The organism is Nitratireductor luteus, assembly GCF_026162365.1.
GTDB lineage: Bacteria > Pseudomonadota > Alphaproteobacteria > Rhizobiales > Rhizobiaceae > Chelativorans > Chelativorans luteus.
This window is the reverse complement of record NZ_JAOANW010000012.1, coordinates 106,807-127,660: the sequence shown is the minus strand read 5'-3', so window position 1 is coordinate 127,660 and position 20,854 is coordinate 106,807. Positions and strand designations below refer to the sequence as shown.

The 20,854-nt window shown below is 62.5% G+C and carries 14 protein-coding genes and 1 pseudogene; 5 read left to right on the top strand and 10 right to left on the bottom strand.

All coding sequences use genetic code 11. The features are described 5' to 3' along the window. Positions 1-46: 46 nt before the first annotated feature. Positions 47-1,015 (bottom strand): quinone oxidoreductase family protein, encoded by a 969-nt coding sequence (locus tag N1058_RS17115; RefSeq protein ID WP_265518815.1) that lies wholly within the window; start codon positions 1,013-1,015, stop codon positions 47-49. Positions 1,016-1,017: 2 nt separating this feature from the next. Beyond that, complete coding sequence (gene pcsA / locus N1058_RS17110) at positions 1,018-1,740, bottom strand: phosphatidylcholine synthase (RefSeq protein ID WP_265518814.1); 723 nt, start codon at positions 1,738-1,740, stop codon at positions 1,018-1,020. 314 nt (positions 1,741-2,054) lie between these two features. Here pcsA and N1058_RS17105 point away from each other — a divergent pair, with 314 nt between their 5' ends. Then, the gene (locus N1058_RS17105; RefSeq protein ID WP_265518813.1) at positions 2,055-3,263 is read left to right on the top strand and encodes a UbiH/UbiF family hydroxylase; all 1,209 of its coding nucleotides are present in this window, start codon (positions 2,055-2,057) and stop codon (positions 3,261-3,263) included. A 41-nt stretch (positions 3,264-3,304) separates the two neighbouring features. On the opposite strand, the gene N1058_RS17100 is transcribed toward N1058_RS17105, so the two are convergent. Next, entirely contained in the window at positions 3,305-4,267 is a 963-nt protein-coding gene (locus N1058_RS17100) for an AEC family transporter (RefSeq protein WP_265518812.1), read from the bottom strand. Between the two features lie 149 nt (positions 4,268-4,416). Between N1058_RS17100 and hspQ the strand changes: the two genes are divergently transcribed. Continuing rightward, positions 4,417-4,749, top strand: a complete 333-nt coding sequence (gene hspQ / locus N1058_RS17095) for a heat shock protein HspQ (RefSeq protein WP_265518811.1) — start codon at positions 4,417-4,419, stop codon at positions 4,747-4,749. A 92-nt stretch (positions 4,750-4,841) separates the two neighbouring features. On the opposite strand, the gene N1058_RS17090 is transcribed toward hspQ, so the two are convergent. Continuing rightward, positions 4,842-5,468 carry an invasion associated locus B family protein gene (locus N1058_RS17090; protein ID WP_265518810.1) on the bottom strand — a complete coding sequence of 209 codons (627 nt, stop codon included), beginning with the start codon at positions 5,466-5,468 and terminating at the stop codon, positions 4,842-4,844. Positions 5,469-5,743: 275 nt separating this feature from the next. Here N1058_RS17090 and N1058_RS17085 point away from each other — a divergent pair, with 275 nt between their 5' ends. Both N1058_RS17085 and N1058_RS17080 read left to right on the top strand, forming a co-directional pair. Then, complete coding sequence (locus N1058_RS17085) at positions 5,744-7,582, top strand: extracellular solute-binding protein (protein ID WP_420848008.1); 1,839 nt, start codon at positions 5,744-5,746, stop codon at positions 7,580-7,582. 8 nt (positions 7,583-7,590) lie between these two features. Continuing rightward, a complete protein-coding gene (locus tag N1058_RS17080) occupies positions 7,591-8,280 on the top strand; it encodes a DsbA family oxidoreductase (RefSeq protein WP_265518809.1) in 690 nt (229 codons plus the stop codon). A 13-nt stretch (positions 8,281-8,293) separates the two neighbouring features. On the opposite strand, the gene mfd is transcribed toward N1058_RS17080, so the two are convergent. Both mfd and N1058_RS17070 read right to left on the bottom strand, forming a co-directional pair. Then, a complete protein-coding gene (gene mfd, locus N1058_RS17075) occupies positions 8,294-11,800 on the bottom strand; it encodes a transcription-repair coupling factor (RefSeq protein ID WP_265518808.1) in 3,507 nt (1,168 codons plus the stop codon). Continuing rightward, positions 11,797-12,093, bottom strand: coding sequence for an FAD assembly factor SdhE (locus N1058_RS17070; RefSeq protein ID WP_265518807.1), 297 nt, complete (start codon positions 12,091-12,093; stop codon positions 11,797-11,799). The genes mfd and N1058_RS17070 overlap by 4 nt, the downstream gene beginning before the upstream one ends. A 115-nt stretch (positions 12,094-12,208) precedes the next feature. On the opposite strand from N1058_RS17070, the gene recG reads away from it, so the two are divergent. Next, the gene (gene recG, locus N1058_RS17065) at positions 12,209-14,317 is read left to right on the top strand and encodes an ATP-dependent DNA helicase RecG (protein WP_265518806.1); all 2,109 of its coding nucleotides are present in this window, start codon (positions 12,209-12,211) and stop codon (positions 14,315-14,317) included. Here the strand turns inward: recG and N1058_RS17060 are convergent. From N1058_RS17060 to N1058_RS17045, 4 genes and pseudogenes are all read right to left on the bottom strand, one after another. After that, positions 14,269-14,984 (bottom strand): annotated as a pseudogene (locus N1058_RS17060) (DUF502 domain-containing protein). The gene recG and the pseudogene N1058_RS17060 sit on opposite strands and share 49 nt — an antisense overlap. A gap of 151 nt (positions 14,985-15,135) precedes the next feature. Further along, positions 15,136-16,959, bottom strand: a complete 1,824-nt coding sequence (glmS, locus tag N1058_RS17055) for a glutamine--fructose-6-phosphate transaminase (isomerizing) (protein ID WP_265518805.1) — start codon at positions 16,957-16,959, stop codon at positions 15,136-15,138. Positions 16,960-17,116: 157 nt separating this feature from the next. Then, positions 17,117-18,248 (bottom strand): peptide chain release factor 2 gene (gene prfB / locus N1058_RS17050; RefSeq protein ID WP_265518804.1). Its coding sequence is split into 2 segments (ribosomal slippage): positions 17,117-18,181 and positions 18,183-18,248, totalling 1,131 coding nucleotides; the frame shifts between segments, so codons are not numbered across the junction. Positions 18,249-18,388: 140 nt separating this feature from the next. Continuing rightward, positions 18,389-20,845, bottom strand: coding sequence for a penicillin-binding protein 1A (locus tag N1058_RS17045; protein WP_265518803.1), 2,457 nt, complete (start codon positions 20,843-20,845; stop codon positions 18,389-18,391). Between the last annotated feature and the right edge of the window lie 9 nt (positions 20,846-20,854).

The following is a 20,854-nucleotide window of genomic DNA, read 5'->3' as shown; positions in this document are numbered from 1 at the left end:
ACATTTCCAGCGATGCCAGCAGTTCCGCTCCGGTACAGCGCCAACGCTAGGGAATGAGTACACTCGCTCCCGTTGTTCTGCGCCCTTCGAGATCGGCATGGGCGACGGCGACCTCCGTCAGCTTGTAGCTCTGGTTGACGACCACCTCGACCGCACCCGATGCGACGACGTCGAACAACTCGCGCGCCGCGGTTTCGAGTTCACCCCGGTCGGCGATGTAGGTGAAAAGCGTTGGCCGGGTCGCGAACAGTGAACCCTTCTGGGACAGTATGTTGATACTGAAAGGCGGGATCGGCCCTGAAGACTGCCCGAAGCTCACGAAGAGGCCGAGTGGACGGATGCAGTCGAGCGAAGCCGGAAATGTGTCGTTACCCACCGAATCGTAGACGACGTCGCACATCTTGTTCTTGGTGTATTCGCGCACTTCCGCCACGAAATCCGCACTCTTGTAGTCGATGACGTGATCGTAGCCGTGCCTCCTGGCGAGAGCCACCTTGTCCGGCCCGCCTGCCGTGCCGATGACCGTCGCGCCAAGGTGCTTGGCCCATTGCCCGAGAAGCAGACCGACACCACCCGCCGCAGCGTGATAGAGGATGGTGTCGCCCTTCTTGACAGGAAAGGTACGGCGCAGCAGGTACCAGGCCGTCATGCCCTTAAGCATGATCGCCGCCGCCTGCTCGAAGGATACCTCATCCGGCATCCGCACCAACCGATCCGCCGGCAGGACGCGCTGCTCGGCATAGGCACCATTGCCGGCGCAATAGGCCACACGGTCGCCGGGCGCAAAACCACTGCCCTCGCCCGCCTCCAGCACGATGCCGCTGCCCTCGCCGCCGGGCGTGAAGGGATGTTTGGCCGGATAGAGGCCGGTGCGGAAATAGACGTCGATGAAATTCAGCCCGATCGCCTTGTGCTGGATGAGAACTTCGCCCTTTCCGGGCTTGGCCACGGACACGTCTTCGAGCCGCATTACTTCCGGCCCGCCCGTCTCGTGCACTCGGATTGCTTTCGGCAACGTCAACTCTCCCTTTTTCCGAGGCTGGGTATCCACTGCATGATCCCGCCGATAACATAGAGATAGGCGCCGGTGACGCCGATGCCCACCGCGACGATGGGGCTCACCTGCATATCCTGCAACAGCGCCACGGCGCCAAAGGCGCACCACAGCAAAAAGACCGAAAGGTTCAGCGGCCTCAGCCGCATGACGCGCACGGGGTGCAGGAAGTGTATCGGCGCGAAGGTCAGCAGCGCCGAGACGACGACGACGGCAAATGAGGCATATTCGCCCGGTCCAATGACGAAAAGCGTGAAAACCACCATGTTCCAGACGACGGGGAACCCCTTGAAGAAGTTCTCTTTCGTCTTGATGCCCGTATCCGCATAATAGATCGCGCTCGAAACCACGATGATGGCAGCCGACAGGAATGACAGCCCCTCCCCCATGAACCCGCTCTGATAGAGGGCGAAGGCTGGAATCAGCACATAGGTTACGTAGTCGATGATGTTGTCCAGCATGTCGCCGGACCAGGTGGGCAGCACATCCTTGACCTGCAGCTTGCGGGCGATCGGCCCGTCAATGCCGTCAACGAGCAGTGCCAGCCCCAGCCACCAGAACATCGCCGTCCAGCGCTCTTCGCTGGCCGCGACCAGCGACAGGAAGGCCAGAAACGAGCCGGACGCGGTCAGCAGATGAACCGAGAATGCCTTGGCCTGCGGCGCTGTGACCTTCTTTGCCTTCATGTGAGAAATCCGCCCGTTCCGGTTCGGGAAAAACAGGCCGCCGCCAAGTTTCCACCCTTCCACACTCCCTGCGGCTGCTCCACGATGCGCAGGTTCAATAACTTACAGCGTCCTTTATGCATCGGAAAGGACACATAAGGGACGCAGTAGTTAGCATGCGCTAATGCGATGGCGCAGCATCCTTTTCTTTAAAGCATGTGGAAAATCGACAGCCGTCGTCATCGTTTCTGGCTTGGCGGGACAAGCTGTCCGATTGTCCGCCGTCCTGACGATGCTATACCAACCGAAGACTTCAATCAGGGATGTGCGAGACGATGCGGTGCGGGCAAGACAAATCCATAATCGTGGCCGGCACGGGGCCTGTCGGCCTCACCGCAGCCCTCGCCCTGGCGGAGATCGGACGCCGCGTGGTGCTGGTCGGCCCCTCCCCCCGCACGGATGACCGCCGCACGACCGCTCTCATGCGTCCAGCCCTGCAATATCTGGAAAGCCTTGGCGTGTTGGAGGCGCTGGAAGCGTTTTCGGCCCCCTTGGCGGTCATGCGCGTCGTCGATGGCACGAAGCGTCTGGTGCGCAGCGGCACCGTAACGTTTCGCGCAGTCGAGATCGACGCTCCCTATTTCGGGCTGAACATACCCAATTCTCACCTGAATGAGGCGCTGGCGGACCGAGTATGGGGCCATTCCCTGGTGGAATGGCGTGAAACCACGGTCGAACGCTGGCAAACACACGCTGACGGCATCACCGCCGAACTGGCCGATCGAAGCAAGTTTTCCGGGCCTCTGGCTGTCGCCGCCGATGGCCGCAATTCGCTGGCACGACAAGCCGCCGGCATAGCCGCCCGGACAAAAAAACTGCCTCAGTCGGCCCTAGTGCTCAATTTCGGGCATTCGCGCCGTCACGCGGATACATCGACCGAATTTCACACGGAGAACGGCCCATGCACGCAGGTGCCGCTGCCAGGGGGGCTTCGTTCGAGCCTGGTATGGGTGACAAGCCCCGCACAGGCGGAGACACTGGCGGCACTCGACGACGCATCCCTGTCGGTGAAGTTGGAAGAGCGCCTCCAATCGATGCTGGGGAAGGTCACCGTCGAGCCCGGTCATCAGATATATCCTTTGGCCGCCCTGACACCGGCGCGGTTTGCCGCGCGCCGCGTGATGCTCGTGGGCGAAGCAGCGCATGTCTTTCCGCCTATCACTGCACAGGGGCTGAATCTCGGCATGCGGGACATCGTCGATCTGGTGGCCGTGGTGGGCGAACACGGATCCGACCCCGGTTCCACAATGGCGCTCGTGCAATATGATGCGCGCCGCAGGCCGGATACCGTGGCGCGCAGCGCAGCGGTCAACATGCTCAATGCTTCGCTTCTGTCTTCGCTCCTGCCGGCGCAGCTTGCCCGCAGCGGCACGCTCGGCGCGCTACGCAGCTTCGCACCCCTGCGCGGCTTCTTCATGCGCGAGGGCATGAGCCCCGGCAGCGGCTTCCGCGCCCTTCTGCCCGGGGCGCTTCGCCGGCCGTGAAACGATGGCCGCTCATCCGGCGGCGAAACGGTGCCCCTCGATCATGGGAATAGATCCGGCGGCACATAGTCGTTGACGATTGCATAGAGCAGCGCGGTGACCGTGACGACCGACAGCGCCGTGGTCACGAGCACGCTGGCCGATGCACGCTGCACCCACACATCGTATTGCTGGGCGATCACGAAGACATTGGTGGCCGTCGGCAAGGCGGCCATGAGCACGGCCGTATAGACCCATACATCCGGAAAATTGCCGACGAGGCTCAGCACCACGAAGCAGAGCGCCGGGTGAAAACATAGCTTCAGTATGGCGATCAGCCCGAGTTCGCTCGGCATTCGCCGCATGGGCCGCAGTGCCAGCGTCACGCCCATGGCAAACAGCGCGCACGGCGCGGCCGCCCCCGACAGATACTCCAGCAGCTTGCTTACCGCCTCCGGCGGCTCGAACTGCAGGAAGGCAGCCAGCACGCCCGCCGCCGTCGCCAGGATGAAGGGATGAAGGACGATCTTCCGCACGACCTCGAAGATGAGACGGCCAGCCTCGCCCCTGCGGCCTTCGGCGATCGCCATCATCATCGGTGCGACCGCGAAATGAGCGACGTTCTCGAACGAGAATATCAGCGCGACCGGCACCGCTGCCTCGGGGCCGAACGCCAGCAGCACCAGGCCCGGCCCCATATAGCCAATATTTCCGTAGGAGGCGGCCAGGCTCCTGATCGTGCTCTCGGCGACCTTGCCGCGCGACATCGCCATCGAAACGGCAAACATGAGGCAGAACACGAGGTATGTGGAAAAGACGACACCGGCGACATACCGCCACTCCGTCAACCGCTCCACCGGGGTTCTGGCAACGAGCTGGAAAAACAGCGCCGGCAACGCCACATAGATGACGAACGTATTCATCCAGCCCAGCGCTTCGGCTGGCTGCCATGTAATTCTGGCTGCTACGAACCCGATAAAGATCAGTCCGAAGAATGGCAGCACCAGGCCGACGACATCGCCCAATTCTGTTTCGCCCCTTCTGCTGGTGTTATCGCGCCGTGCTACGGAACGGCCCTGCGTGGGACATATCGCCTTTGGATGCGGGTCCGGAGCCGGCTTTTGGGATTGAATTGGCGGTGAAGCTGCGCCACATAGGCAATGAGGTTTCAAACATGCAGAACATAAAGACCGCAAAATTCTCGATAGGCCAAGTGGTTCGCCACCGGATGTTTCCCTTCCGTGGCGTTATTTTCGATGTCGACCCGGAATTCGACAACACCGAGGAATGGTACGAAGCCATTCCCGCCGAAGTGCGGCCACGCAAGGACCAGCCCTTCTATCATCTGCTCGCCGAAAACGAGGAGACGGAGTACGTCGCCTACGTTTCCGAGCAAAATCTGCTGGAGGACGATTCCGGCGTGCCGGTTCGCCATCCTCAACTGTTCGAGCTGTTCGTCGAGACCTCCGACGGACGCTACCAGCCGCGCATCCGCCACAATCATTAGAGCACCTCCTTGTGCATCCATTCGGACGCACAGGGTACCGAAAATGAAACAGGGCCCGCTTGGGGCCCTGCTTTGATACCTACGCGCGGATATTACTCCGCCTGCTTGGCTTTTTCCTGAGCCTGCTTGAGCTTCTCGGTGAACTCCTCGTTGTTCTTCGAGACGAATTCCTCAAGCTTCTTCTGCCGATCGTCCAGCGCTGTCGGCTGGAGCGGCTCGCCATCATAGGCCTGCGTGAAGCCCTGTAGCGTAACCTTGATCGGGTTGGGCTGGTTCTGGAAGTTGACGGATGTCAGTGTCAGTTCGGATCCGCGCTTGAGCGAACTTACGATCTCGTCGGTCAACTGTGCCTCGGCCACGCAGCGATCGGGAATGCAGATCGCATAGTCGATCTTCTGTGTGTTGCCGCTGTCTATCTGGAAGCCCACGCCGGGGGGGATCAGGCGCGCGCTTGGAACAGCGATCTGCAGCACCCGGCGATTGACCTTGCCCTTGACCTCGATCAGGTTCACTGCCGTCAGCATTTGGCCGTTATCCGCCCGCAACAGGTATTGAACGTTGCAGACGTCGACATCTTCCTGCTTGGTGCAGGCTTTGAACCAGCCGTCCGGCGCGTTTTCCTGCGCATTTGCCGCACCGGCATAGCCGATCATGGCCACGCCCAGCGCGCCGCAGAAAAGGGTTGCCGTGCGGAACGCTTTCGCTTTGAGGCTCATCATTATTTCCCGTTCCTCTTGAAACTCTTGGCAGCAGGCTGCCTCTTTCCACCCGCTTCCTGTTGGCGGAATGCGGCGACAGCAAGGCTTGAGCGCGTGTTACAACGCCTGTCCGCCGGAATCCAGTGCCCAAATCGGCAAATATGTTGCCAGTCCCAGCGAGGATCTCGGCAAGGCTTGTCCGCCTGCCTGCCATATGAAACCATAATGGAGCCTTGATCCTGCGGACCATCGGCGCCAGCCTGAGAGCGATTCGCCTGGAGAGTGAAGGGATCACCATGCTTCGTCCGTTACTATTGTCGGCCGTGTTGTTCGCATTTCCCATGTTGGCGGCGTCGCCAACCGTGGCCCAGACGCCGGCCCATGGCGTTGCGATGAACGGCGAACCGGCGCTCCCCGCCGATTTCCAGACCTTTCCTTATGCCAATCCTGATGCGCCGAAGGGCAGCGAGATCACCTATTGCGTGGTCGGGACCTTCGACAATCTCAACCCCTTCATCCTGAAGAGCATGCGCACGACGGCGCGCGGCGTGATCGACACGATCTTCGGCAATCTCGTGTTCGAGCCGTTGATGCGGCGCAACGCATCCGAGCCCTTCTCGCTGTATGGCCTGCTGGCCGAGAAGGTGGAGATGGATGAGGACCGGACCTATGCCGAGTTCACCCTCGCGGCGGATGCGAGATGGTCCGACGGGCAACCGGTCACGCCGGAAGACGTCATCTTCACCTACGAGACCTTCGAGGAGAAGGGTCGTCCGCCCTATTCCAGCCGCATGGCCAAGATCGGGAGCATCGAGAAGACCGGCGACCGCAAGGTAAAATTCACCTTCAACGAAAACGCCGACCGGGAATTCCCGCTGATCGTCGCCCTGACCCCCGTTATTCCCGCCCACGCTTTCGACCGCGAAACCTTCGACCGTTCGACCCTAAATCCGGTGACGGGCAGCGGCGCCTATACGATCGAGAAGGTCGAGCCCGGACAGCGGATCGTCTTCAAACGCAATCCCGACTACTGGGGCGCCGACGTGCCCTCCATGCGCGGCTTCCACAATTACGACCGCATCACGATAGAATATTTCCTCAACTCCAACGCCCAGTTCGAGGCATTCAAGAAGGGCATCTGCTCGGTCTATGGAGGACCGGTATATACCGGTATTGAACCCAACAAGATCAAACGCGACTTCGACTTTCCCGCTGCAGCCAAAGGCGATGTCGTCGTTGAGTCCATCGAGTTGGGGATTCCACCCGTGGTTCTCGGTTTTGTCTTCAATACGCGCCGCGAAAAGTTTGCAGACCCGCGAGTGCGCCGCGCTCTCTCAATGCTCTACGATTTCGGCTGGATCAATGCGAATATGTTCGACGGCGAATATCGGCGCACACTCAGCTATTGGCAAGGTTCAGAACTATCCGCGCTTGGTACACCGGCCAATGAAATCGAAAGAAAACTGCTCGCGCCCTATGCCGACAAGGTTGCAGCCGACGTCATGGATGGCACATACGGCAAGAAGCTCCTTGAGGGGGGCGAGATCGACCGCGACCGGCTACGGGAGGCAGTCGGCCTGTTGAGCGAGGCTGGCTACAATATCAAGAACGGTGTGCTCGAGGACGAACAGGGAAACAGTCTTTCCTTCGAAGTTCTTTTCGTGCCGGGTGAGCAGGAACGGTTTGCAACTGCCTTTCAACGGACCCTTTCAAGGATCGGCGTCGACGTGACTTTGCGCAGTTTGGACGATGCGCAAATGCAACAACGCAAACAGGCCTTTGAGTTCGATATGATTATCGCTCCAGTCGGCTTTTCCGGCTCGCTCTCCCCCGGCATCGAGCAACTCGGCCGGTGGGGCTCCGAGGCCGCCAAGGCCGAAGGCTCCTTCAACCTCGCCGGCGTCGCCGATCCGGCCGTGGACGCCATGATCGACGCCATGCTCAACGCCCGCGACAAGGAGACCTATGTCGCCGCCGTGCGCGCGCTCGACCGGCTGCTCATCTCCGGTGCCTACATGGTGCCCATGCAGCACAACACGAAAAGGTGGATCGCCTACTGGAATTATCTGGAGCACCCCGAACAGCCCTCGCTGAACGGCTACGAGCTCGACGCCTGGTGGCGAAAACCGGAATAGGCGGAACGATGAAACAGGAAGCCCCGATCAGTATCGATGTCGTCTCGGATGTCGTTTGTCCCTGGTGCTATGTCGGGAAACGCAATCTGGAGCGGGCGCTGATCAGCATCGACGGCGCGGATGTGACGGTACGCTGGCGGCCTTTCCAGCTCGACCCCACCATCCCGCCGGAAGGCAAGCCCAGGCACGACTACCTGGTCGAGAAATTCGGCAGCATGGAGCGCTCCGACGCTCTTCACGAACGGTTGCGGGAAATGGGCCAGGAAGCAGGTATCCCGTTCGACTTCGCCGCCATTAAGGTCTCGCCCAACACACTTGATGCGCACCGCGTGATCCGCTGGGCCGCTGCCGATGCGGGAGCCGCCACGCAGGGCGCCTTGGTCGACCGGCTGTTTCGGCTCTACTTCGAGGAAGGCCGGAACATAGGCGATCACCAGGTGCTGATTGAGGCGGCGGGCGCCGCCGGCATGGATCCGAGACTCGTCGAAACGCTGCTGGCCACGCCGGCCGATCGGCCGGAAGTCGAAGAAGAGATCGCCACTGCCCAGCAGATGGGCGTCACCGGCGTTCCCTGCTTCCTGCTGGAAGGCCGTTACGCGCTCATGGGCGCCCAGCCGCCGGACGCGCTGGCCGACGCCATCGTCAAGGTCTCCCAGGCCAAGGCTCAGGGCGCGCTGGACGAAACACCTTCCCAATAATTCCAGAAGCCTTCTACGCCGCTTCCTTTTCGGCAAGCTTGGCAAGTTGGGTCATGATGACGGCTGCGCCGGCCAGGCGCTTTTCCGAGGTCGGCAGGTCGCGGATGAAGACGACGCTGTGGTCGGGCCGTATCCTGGCTGCCGGACCCTGTGCGGCAATGTAGCCGACCAGGCCTGCCGGATCGGGAAACTGCTTCTCGCGAAAATGCAGGACGACGCCCTTCGGCCCCGCGTCGAGCTTCTCCACATTGGCGCGCCGGCACAGCGCCTTGATGTAGACGATCTTGAGCAGGTGCTGCACCTCATCGGGCAGCGGCCCGAAACGGTCGATGAGTTCGGCTCCGAAAGCATCGATCTCGCCAGGTGTTTCCAGGTCACCAAGCCGGCGGTAAAGCCCCAGCCGCAATTGCAGGTCGGGCACATAGTGCTCGGGGATCATGACCGCCGTGCCGACAGTGATCTGGGGCGACCAGCCCGTATCCACCACCTCGCCCGATCCCCTGAGCTCGGCCACCGCCTCTTCCAGCATCTGCTGATACAGTTCGTAGCCGACTTCCTTGATGTGGCCCGACTGGGCGTCGCCGAGCAGGTTTCCCGCGCCGCGAATGTCGAGATCGTGGCTGGCGAGCTGGAAGCCGGCGCCTAGCGTGTCGAGGGATTGCAGCACTTTCAGCCGCCGCTCCGCCGTTGCCGTCAACGTGCGGTTGGCCGGCAGGGTGAAGAGCGCATAGGCGCGCACCTTCGACCGCCCCACCCGTCCGCGTATCTGGTAAAGCTGGGCCAGGCCGAACATGTCGGCCCGGTGCACGATCAGCGTGTTGGCGGTGGGAATATCGAGGCCCGATTCCACGATCGTCGTCGACAAAAGCACGTCGTACTGTCCGTCATAGAATGCGTTCATGATGTCGTCGAGCTCGCCCGGTGGCAACTGCCCATGCGCCGTGGCCACCTTCAGCTCCGGCACCTGCTCGGCCAGGAAGTCTTTTACTTCGCCAAGGTCCGAGATACGCGGAACGACGTAGAAGCTCTGGCCGCCGCGGTAGCGCTCGCGCAGAAGCGTCTCGCGAATGACGAGCGGGTCGAAGGGCGAGATGAAGGTACGCACCGCCATCCGATCCACCGGCGGCGTGGCGATCAGCGACAATTCGCGCACGCCGGTCAGCGCCAGCTGCAGCGTGCGGGGGATGGGCGTGGCCGACAACGTGAGCACATGCACGTCCGATTTCAGCTCCTTCAGCCGTTCCTTGTGCTTGACGCCGAAATGCTGCTCCTCATCGATGACGAGAAGACCGAGATTCTTGAAGCTGACCGAGCTCCCCAGAAGCGCATGGGTGCCGATCACGATGTCCACCGTGCCGTCGGCAATGCCCTTCTTCGTCTCAACGAGTTCCTTCGCGCCTACGAGCCGCGATGCCTGGCGCACCTTCAGCGGCAAGCCCGCAAAACGCTCGCGGAAGGTCTTGAAATGCTGGCGCGCCAGCAATGTTGTCGGCACCACGACGGCCACCTGCAGGCCCTCCATGGCCGCGATGAAGGCTGCGCGTAGCGCAACCTCTGTCTTGCCGAAGCCGACATCGCCGCATATCAGGCGGTCCATCGGTCGGCCCGACGAAAGATCGTCCAGCACCGAGTCGATGGCGTTCTGCTGGTCGTCCGTCTCGTCATAGGGAAAGCGCGCCGCGAACTCGCCGTAGAGGCCGTCCGGCGGCGACAGCTTGGCGCCCGGCCGCATGGCGCGCTCGGCGGCGAGATGGATAAGCTGCCCGGCCATCTCTAGCAGACGCTTCTTGAGCTTCGCCTTGCGCGATTGCCAGGCAACGCCGCCCAGCTTGTCGAGAACCGCCTCGGCCGAATCCGACCCATAGCGCGACAGGAGTTCTATATTCTCGACCGGCAGGAACAGCCGGTCGTCGCCCGCATAGCGCAACTCTAGGCACTCATGAGGCGCCCCCGCAGCCTCGATCGTCTTCAGCCCGATGAAACGGCCAATGCCGTGGTCGGAGTGAACGACGATGTCACCGGCCGACAGCGCGTTGACTTCAGCAATGAAATCAGAGGCTTTCTTGCGTTTCCTGGAGCGCCGGACGAGGCGGTCGCCCAACATGTCCTGCTCGCCGATGACGGCAAGTTGCGCGGTCTCGAAACCCGTTTCCAGCGGCAGGATTCCGAGCCCTGCCTTGCCTAGGTCGAGGCGCGCCAGATCGTCGAGTGATGCAACCTGTTCGACATTGTCAAGCTGATGTTCGGCGAGGATCTGGCCCAGCCGGTCGGCTGAACCTTCGCTCCAGCCGGCGATGAGCACCTTCTTGCCCGCGGCCCTCAGCGCACCGATATGCCGCACCACATGGTCGAACACATTGGCGTTCGGGTCCGCGCGCTCGCCGGCAAAGCTGCGTCCGGCCTCGACTCCGGCATGGCGCACGGCGGCACCGCTGCCGTCGGGCGCGGCGAACGGCGTCATGCGGATGACGGTCTTGTGGCGTTCGGCTGCGTCCACTTCCTCTCTGTCGAGATAGAGCGTTTCGGGCGGCACCGGCTTGTAGGGAACGGCGTTCTGCACGCCGTCGCCGGCCATCTGCCGCCTGCGGGCCTCGTAATGGTCGACGATCAGCGCATGGCGCTCCCCGACCGCTTCTTCGGCCAAATGATCGAAGACGAAAGGCGCGTCGGGCAGATAGTCGAAAACCGTTTCCAGCCGCTCGAAGAACAGCGGCAGCCAGTGTTCCATGCCGGCAAACCGACGTCCTTCGCTAATGGCGGAATAGAGCGCGTCGCTGGGCGAAGGCGCACCGAATGTCTCGATGTAGTTGCGGCGGAACCGGCTGATCGCCTCCGGCGTCAGCATTACCTCACTCATCGCCTGCAGCGAGAATTCCGTGCGCTGGCCGATGGTGCGCTGGCTGGCGACATCGAAGGCACGAATGGATTCGAGCGTGTCGCCGAAGAAATCGAGGCGCAGCGCTTCTTCCGAACCCGGCGCATGCAGATCCAGAATGCCGCCGCGCACCGCATACTGTCCGACATCGCGCACCGTAGGCACGCGCTCGAAGCCCGCCCGCTCCAGCGTCGCTACCAGTTGCTCCATGTCGACCTGGTTGCCGGGCCTTGCCTTGAGCCCTTGCGTCCTGATCTGTTCGGCCGGCGGCATGCGCTGCAGAAGCGCGTTGGCGCTCAACAGGATTATGGCGCGGTGCGGCTTGTCCTTTAGCGCCACCATGGCCGACAGCGCGGCCAGCCGCCTCGCGGCGGCATCGGCACCCGGCGAAACCCGGTCATAGGGAAGGCAATCCCAGGCGGGCAGTTCGAGAACGGGGATACCAGGCGCGACGAACCGCAGCGCCTCGGCAATCAACGGCAGGCGTTGCCCGTCGCGGACCACGAAGACGAGCGGCCTGTCGGCGGCGATTTCCTTCGAAATCTGCGCGAGCGCAAACGGCTCGTAGCCGTCCGCCACGCCGTCAAGAACCGTGAGGCCGGCGGTGGTGGCCTTCAGGCCTATCGTATCGATAAGCTTTGTCATCCCCGGACGAGCTTCCCGTCACGTGCCATGGCAACCACCTTGCGGAAGATGTCCGTATCATGTTCGGCAGGCAGCGGCCTCTCGCCTGTGACCCACGGCATCAGCTCGGTATCGGAAACGCCGAGAAGGGCTTCGAACGCTTCGAAGTCGGCATCGTCCATCGTGCCGATATTGAGGTCGGCGAAGCCGCCCAGCACCAGGTCCATCTCGCGCGTGCCTCTGCGCCACGCCCGTACGAGGGCGCGACGGCGGCGGGGATCGAGATCGGCGCTCGTGCGCGTGGTTCCGGTCATGTCAGGGCCTTTCGCGGTGCGAAGCGCATATAGCGTGTGACAAGGAGGATGTCAGCCTTGCGCTGCGATTTCTGGTACATAAGCTGTGGCCGACTTCCGGTTAAAGGCCTCAGCGATGCGCCCTTCCCTGCTTGATCCCCTGTTTGCACCGGCGACCACGCTCGACGGCATCGGCGAGAAGGTTGCGGCGTTGATCGGCAATGTTGCCCCGGCGGACACGACGTCGCGGCCCCTGCGGGTCGGCGATCTCCTGTTCATCCTGCCCCACAGCCTGATCGACAGGACCAATCGACCGGGCATCGCCCTTGCGCCGGAAGGTGCTATCGTCACACTGTCGCTGACTGTAGACCGCCACCAGCCGCCGCCGCGCGGCAAGCCCAATGTGCCTTACCGCGTGTTCGCCTTCGACGATACCGGCGAGATCGCGCTGACATTCTTCCACGCCAAGGGACCGTGGCTGGAGCGGCAGATGCCCGTTGGTGCGCGGATACTGGTTTCTGGCCGTATGGAGTGGTTCAACGGACGTCCCTCCATGGTCCACCCGGACCACATCGTGCCCGCCGACGAGGCCGACAACCTGCCGCTGGTGGAGCCGGTCTATCCGCTGACGGCGGGACTCTCCGCCAAGATCTTGCGCCGGTCCATCAGTCAGGCGCTGGAGCGCCTGCCGGAGCTGCCGGAATGGCTCGATGCGAGCGTTCAGTCAAGGCTTTCGCTCCCCAGCTTCGGCGATGCGCTGAGGACGCTCCACGCGCCCGCTTCCATCGACGACATCTCGCCGGAGAACGCGCCGTGGCGTCGTCTGGCCTATGACGAACTCCTGGCCGGACAGCTTTCGCTGGCCCTGGTGCGCCTGCGTACCAAGCGCCTGGCCGGACGGCCGCTTGCCGGCGACGGCCGCCTGGTTGCCGCCCTTCTTAAGGCCCTACCCTATTCCCTCACCTCCTCGCAGGAGGCGGCGGTCGCCGAGATCCAGCTCGATCTGGCCAGGCCGGAGCGCCTGCTGCGCCTGCTGCAGGGCGATGTCGGCGCGGGCAAGACCGTGGTGGCCCTTTTGGCCATGGCCAATGCGACGGAGGCCGGCGGCCAGTCGGCCCTGATGGCGCCGACGGAGATCCTGGCTCGCCAGCATCACGCCACCATAAGCAGCCTGGCCGAAAAGGTGGGGATGCGGACGGTGCTTCTGACAGGGCGGGAGAAAGGCCGGGAGCGGCAGGCGGCGCTCGACCTGATTGGGCGCGGTGAGGCCGACATCGTCGTCGGCACGCACGCCCTTTTCCAGGAGAGCGTGGCGTTCCACAATCTGGTGCTCGCCGTCATCGACGAGCAGCACCGCTTCGGCGTCCATCAGCGCCTTGCCATGACGGCCAAGGGCGACGCGCCGGACATGCTGGTCATGACGGCAACGCCGATCCCCCGCACGCTGGTGCTGACGGCCTTCGGCGACATGGACGTATCGCGCCTGACCGAGAAGCCGGCCGGCCGTCGCCCCATCAAGACGGTGACGATGCCGGTCGAGCGCGCCGCCGAGCTGGTCGCGCGCCTGCAGGATGCGATCGAAGGCGGGCAGAAGGTCTACTGGATCTGTCCGCTGGTGGAGGAATCGGAGGCCGTGGAACTCATGTCGGCCGAGGATCGGGCGGCTTCTCTGAAGCGGGTCTTCGGGGAAAAGGTGGGCCTCGTTCACGGCCGCATGGCGAGCCGCGACAAGGACGCGGCGATGCTGGCGTTCAAGACAGGCCAAGCCCGCATCCTCGTCGGCACGACCGTCGTCGAGGTCGGCGTCGACGTGCCCGATGCCACCATCATCGTCATCGAACACGCCGAACGCTTCGGCCTGGCCCAGCTTCATCAATTGCGCGGGCGCGTCGGGCGCAGCGATCTCCCCTCGTCCTGCGTGCTGCTCTACAAGGGCCCCATCGGAGAAACGGCCAAGCGACGGCTGCAGATCCTGCGTGACACGGAAGATGGCTTTCTCATCGCCGAGGAGGATTTGCGCCTGCGCGGCGAAGGAGACCTTCTCGGCACGCGCCAATCGGGTTCGCCCGGCTTTCAGGTCGCAAGGATCGAGTTTCACGCGGACCTTTTGCCTACAGCCCGGGACGATGCAAGGCTGACACTTTCCCGCGACCCTGAGCTCCTGTCCGACCGGGGGAAAGCGCTGCGGATGCTGCTCTATCTGTTCGGCAAGGACGAGGCGATCCGGCTGCTGCGGGCCGGTTGAGAAGGCGTTACGCCTTCTTGCGCAGGGCCTGTTCCGCGAGCACCTTGGTCTTTTCATGATAGTCAGGGCTGACGAGGCCGGCCGAAATGACCAGCTTGGCGCCATCCTCCACGCTCATATCGAGTTCGATGATCTCGCTTTTCGGCAAATAGAGGAGGTAGCCGGAGGTTGGGTTGGGCGTTGTCGGCAAAAACACCGCCACGGTCTGGCCGGTATCTGTGCCGAGGCTCGCCTGCACCTCTCCACGCGCGTCGGTGGCAACGAAAACGAGCGCCCACAATCCCTTGCGCGGATACTGGATCAGCGCAACCTTCTTGAAGGTGTCCGTACGCTCTGAAAGTACGGTCTCCAATATCTGCTTCACCCCACGATAGACGCTGCGCACCAGCGGCATCCGCCCCAGGAAATACTCGCCATAGGAAACGATGGTTCGACCGATGATGTTGGCGGTCAGGAAGCCGATCAGCGTAATCAGGATCAGGGCCACGATCAGGCCGAAGCCCGGCACCGCGAACGGCAGATAGGTGTCCGGGTTGTAGCGCATCGGAATGAGCGGCTTGACCCACGAATCCACCCAGCCGACGAAGGACCACGCCAGATAGGCTGTAATGGCGAGCGGCGCCGTGACGACGAATCCCGTCAGAAAATAATTGCGCAGGCGGGTCATCACCGGGCACGGCCTCAAGTGTTTTCATGGGAGGGCACATAAGCTACCGAGGCAAGACTATCCGCCCGCCCGCCCGGCGTCCAGTGCTTCCATGAAACGGTGCCGGGCAATCGGGCGAACCCGATGCCCCCCGTGAAACCGCATCGACGACTTATTCCACCGTTACCGACTTGGCCAGGTTGCGCGGCTGGTCGACATCCGTCCCCATCACAACGGCCGTGTGGTAGGCCAGCATCTGCACGGGAATGGCATAGATGATCGGTGCGATGATCTCGGGAACGGCGGGCATGATGATCGTTTCGATCCCATCGAGCGACGCGCGCGCAGCCCCTTCCTCGTCCGTGATAAGGATAATCCGCCCGCCGCGCGCGGCGACTTCCTGCATATTGGACACGGTTTTGTCGAAGATGCGGTCGTAGGGCGCGATCACGATGACCGGCATGTGCTTGTCGATGAGCGCGATGGGCCCGTGCTTCAATTCGCCTGCCGCATAGCCCTCTGCATGGATGTAGGAAATCTCCTTGAGCTTGAGCGCGCCTTCCATCGCCAGCGGATAGTTCGTGTCGCGGCCGAGATAGAGCACGTGGTGCACCTGGGCGAGTTCGCGCGCGATCTTCTCGATGCGTTCTTCTGTCTTGAGCGCGAGCGAGGCGAAACGCGGCGCTTCCGAAAGGGCGCGCACCAGCCGCGCGGCTTCTTCGGTTGAAATCGCCTTGCGCTCTACCGCGGCGCGTACGGCAAGCGCGGCGAAGATGGAGAGTTGGCATGTGAAGGCCTTGGTCGACGCCACGCCGATCTCCGGGCCTGCCAGCGTCGGGAAAATGCCGTCGCTTTCCCGCGCAATGGTCGAATCGCGCACATTGACGATGGAGCCGATCGGCACGCCGGCGCTCTTGCAATAGCGGAGCGATGCGAGCGTATCGGCCGTCTCGCCGGATTGCGAAACGAAAAGCGCAGCGCTCATTGGCGACAGCGGCATCTCGCGGTAGCGGAATTCCGATGCAATATCGATGTCCACCGGCAAGCGGGCATAGCGCTCGAACCAGTATTTACCGATCAGGCCCGCCAGATAAGCAGTGCCGCAGGCCGAAATGGACAAGCGGTCGATCGCTGCAAAATCGAACGGCACCTCGAGTTCCCGGAAGCCGCCTTGGGCGAAGTCGAGATAATGGGCCAGCGTATGGGAGATCACCTCCGGCTGCTCATGGATTTCCTTTTCCATGAAATGGCGGTGGTTACCCTTGTCGACGAGCAGGCTCGTGCCGATGCTCTGCTGGCGCTTGCGTTCGACACGGGCGCCCGTCATATCAAAGATCTCGACGCCGGAGCGCCGCACCACTACCCAATCGCCATCCTCGAGATAGGTGATGGCATCGGTAAAGGGCGCGAGCGCGATGGCGTCGGAGCCAAGGAACATTTCCCCCTCGCCATGGCCGACCGCGAGCGGCGGTCCGCTGCGTGCCCCGATAATCAAGTCCTCATCGCCGGAAAACATGATCGCCAGCGCAAACGCGCCCTGAAGGCGCCTCAGCGCTGCGAAGGCGGCCTCCTCCGGTCTCGCGCCCCGCTTCAGTTCGCGCGAAATCAGATGGGCTACCACCTCGGTGTCGGTCTGCGAGGCGAATTCGTAACCGTCGGCCCTCAACTCGTCGCGAAGCTCGGAGAAGTTCTCGATAATCCCGTTGTGAACGATGGCGACATTGTCGGAAAAATGCGGATGGGCGTTGGTCTCGTTGGGAACGCCATGGGTCGCCCATCGCGTATGACCGATACCAATCAGCCCGTCGAGCGGCTCGCGCTGGAGACGCCTTTCAAGATTGACGAGCTTGCCCTCGGCGCGCCTGCGGCCCAGCACACCGCCGGCGATCGTCGCCACGCCGGCCGAATCGTAGCCGCGGTATTCCAGCCGTTTCAGCGCATCCACGATAAGCGGCGCGACCGGCGAATGTCCTACGATGCCGACGATTCCACACATGGACCAAGATCCCCCTTTGGAGCATTGCCGACGCTACGTTCGCGTATCGAGCGTCCGGGTACATCCCCAGATTTGCCTATACCGCTCTAGAACGGACCGCGCACGAACCAAATACAAATATGGTTTCAGCCCTGACACAGCCCGCGCCGATGCTGCATCAATCTATATCGGCAACGGCCTCGCCGGCGCCCCCGCTGACGCGTTGCGACAGGGAAGCCTGCATGAAGGCATCCAGATTGCCGTCGAGCACATCCTGCGGGTTGGTGCTCTCCGTCCCGGTGCGCAAGTCCTTCACCAACTGATAAGGCTGCAGCACATAGGAGCGGATCTGGTGACCCCAGCCGATCTCCGTCTTCGAGGCTTCGGTGGCGCTGGCCGCTTCCTCGCGCTTCTTGAGCTCTTCCTCGTAGAGGCGGGCGCGAAGCATGTCCCATGCGGTCGCCCGATTCTTGTGCTGCGAGCGCTCCTTCTGGCACTGCACGACGATGCCGCTCGGCATATGCGTGATGCGCACGGCTGAATCGGTCGTGTTGATGTGCTGGCCGCCGGCACCGGATGCACGGTAGGTGTCGATACGGACTTCGGATTCGGGAATGTCTATTTCGATGGTCTCATCGATGACAGGATAGACCCAGACGCTGGCGAAGGAAGTATGACGCCGGGCATTGCTGTCGAAGGGCGAGATGCGGACCAGCCGGTGGACGCCCGATTCGGTCTTCAGCCAGCCATAGGCGTTGTGTCCCTTGATCTGGATCGTGGCGGACTTGATGCCGGCTTCCTCGCCGTCGTGCACTTCCAGCACCTCGACCTTCATGCCGCGCCGTTCGCCCCATCGGATATACATGCGCAGGAGCATGGAGGCCCAGTCCTGGCTTTCGGTGCCGCCCGCTCCCGCGTGTACCTCGAGATAAGTATCGTTGGCGTCGGCCTCGCCGGACAGAAGCGTGTCGATCTGCCGGGCCGCAATCTCGCCTTTCAGCGAGCGGATGGCAGCCTCGGCTTCCTCGACGACGGCGTTATCTCCCTCGTCCTCGCCCATGGCGATCAGTTCGACATTATCTTCAAGGGCCTGCGAAAGGCCATTAATCGCATTGATATTGTCTTCTAGCGTCTGCCGCTCGCGCATCAGCTTCTGCGCTTCCTGGGGATCGTCCCACAACGCGCCGTCCTCGGCGCGCATGTTCAGATATTCCAGTCGCTTTATGGCCTCGTCCCAGTCAAAGATACCTCCTCAGCAGGTCGATCGCCTGCTTGATTTCGTCAACGAGGTTTGCCGTTTCGGCGCGCATGTGGATTGCCTTGTGTTCTGGAGTGATGATCTTGCACGAGTCGGCGCGGAACTTATGGCCGGCCGCCCCGCCTGTAAAGCCGCGGACAATACGGACCGGCGGAACATGCCCGCCACCGGCCCTGCCATTGCTTCACGAGGTCAGAACAGGCCGCCGGCCCCGGTGCTGATGGCGCGGTCCGCGCTCGGGGATATCGCCTTGCTGCGCTCGCTCGTCTGGAAGGAGTCCGAGCCGATGACCCAATAGGTATCGGCAGGCCCCGTCCCAGGCTTGAACGCTTCCATGATCACGCCTGGCTCGCCCGCCTCTGCGCGCATGCCCGACTTGCGATCGATCGGTATCAGCTTCATGCCTTCGGGCACGCGGAAGTCGGAAGGTGGCGTATCCTTGAGGGCCGCGGCCATGAACTCTTTGAAGATTGGCGCTGCAAGCCCGCCGCCGGTGGAGCCCCGGCCCATCGGGCGCGGCTGGTCATAGCCCATGAAGACGCCGACCACGAGGTCGGGTGTGTAGCCTATGAACCACGCATCCTTTTCGTCATTGGTGGTGCCGGTCTTGCCTGCGATAGGCCTGCCAAGCTCGGATACGGTCACTGCCGTCCCGCGCGTGACCACGCCCTCCATCATGGATGTGATCTGGTAGGCTGTCATCGGGTCAAGAACCTGTTCGCGCTGGTCGATCAGTTCGGGCTCGGCCTGACCATTCCACTCTTCCGCATTGCAGTTCCGGCACTCCCGCTCTTCGTGCTTATAGACCGTCTTGCCGTAGCGGTCCTGGATGCGGTCGATGAGCGACGGCTTGATCTGCTTACCGCCATTGGCCATCACGGCATAGGCCGAGACCATACGCATCACCGTCGTATCCCCCGATCCGAGCGCCATGGCCAGCACCGGAAGCATCTTGTCGTAGATGCCGAAGCGCTCGGCATATTCGGCAACCAGGTTCATGCCCATATCGTCGGCCAGGCGAACTGTCATCAGGTTGCGCGAGCGTTCGATGCCTTCGCGCAACGTGGATGGGCCGGCAAAGCCTCCGCCATAGTTCTTGGGCTCCCAAACCGTGTTGCCCACCTGTTTGCTGAAGGGAGCGTCGAGCACGACGGAGGCCGGCGTATAGCCATTGTCGAGCGCAGCCGCGTAGACGATCGGCTTGAACGAGGAGCCCGGCTGGCGGTAGGCCTGCGTAGCCCGGTTGAACTCCGAATCGGCATAGGAGAATCCGCCCACCATGGCGAGCACGCGGCCCGTATGCGGGTCCATGGCCACCATCCCACCCTCGATTTCAGGCACCTGGCGCAGCTTCCAGGATGAGGCGCCTTCCTCGAGCCGCTCGACATAGACGACATCCCCGACCTTCAGAACATCCGCCAGGGACGAAGCCTTGAGCAGCTTGCCGTCGACCACATGGCGCAGCGCCCATTCCATGTCTTTCCTTGCGATCGTGCCCGTCTTACGTTCGTCGGAAAGCTTGCCGGAAACTTCGTTGTCAGGCTTGAGGCCGATCTTCACCTCGTCTTCCGAGGTCTCCAGAACGATCGCCAGCTTCCATTCCGGTACATCGCTCAGACCCTGCACCTCGCCCAGGGGCGGGCCCCAATCCCCATCGACATCGACATGGGTCACCGGACCGCGGAAGCCACGCAGCGTATCGTAGCGCATGAGGCCGTTTTGCAGCGCCTTGCGCGCATGGAGCTGGAGTTCCGGATCGAGGGTCGTGCGCACCGAAAGCCCGCCCTCGTAAAGGGCGTCCTCACCATAGCGGGATATGATTTCACGGCGCACTTCCTCGGTGAAATACTCGGCGGCGAACAGATAGCTACCGCGCTGACGCGGGTTCACGCCGAGATCGGTCGCCTTGGCCTTTGCCGCCTCTTCCGCCGATACATAACCATTGGCCGCCATCTGGTCGATCACCCAGTTGCGGCGCTCGATTGCCCGCTCCGTGTTGCGGAACGGATGATAGTTAGATGGACCTTTGGGCAAGGCCGCCAGATAAGCCGCTTCGGCCACCGTGAGTTCGTTGACCGACTTGTCGAAATAGGTCAGCGCCGCGCCTGCTATGCCGTAGGATCCAAGGCCGAAGAAAATCTCGTTCAGGTAGAGTTCCAGGATACGGTCCTTCGAATAGGCCTGCTCGATCCTGAAGGCGAGGATCATCTCGCGAATCTTGCGCTGCACGGTCTGGTCGGACGACAGGAGGAAGTTCTTCGCCACCTGCTGGGTGATCGTGGAGGCGCCCACGGGACGCCGCCCGCTGCCAAGGTTCTGGATATTGGTGATGACCGCGCGGGCAAGTCCGGTCACGTCTATGCCGGGGTGGTTGTAGAAATTCTTGTCCTCGGCAGACAGGAAGGCCGCCTTGACGCGGTCCGGCACGGCCTGGATGGGCAGGAACAGCCGGCGCTCCCGCGCGAACTCGGACATCAGCGCGCCGTCCGACGAATGAACCCTCGTCGTTACCGGCGGCTCATACCGCGCCAGCACCTCATAGTCGGGCAGGTCCTTCGTGAGGTCGCTGATATAGATCGCAACGCCCGCAGCTGCGATAAGCGCGAGAACGATGCCGATTCCGAAGAAATATCCGATTAGCCTTACCATACCCGCTCC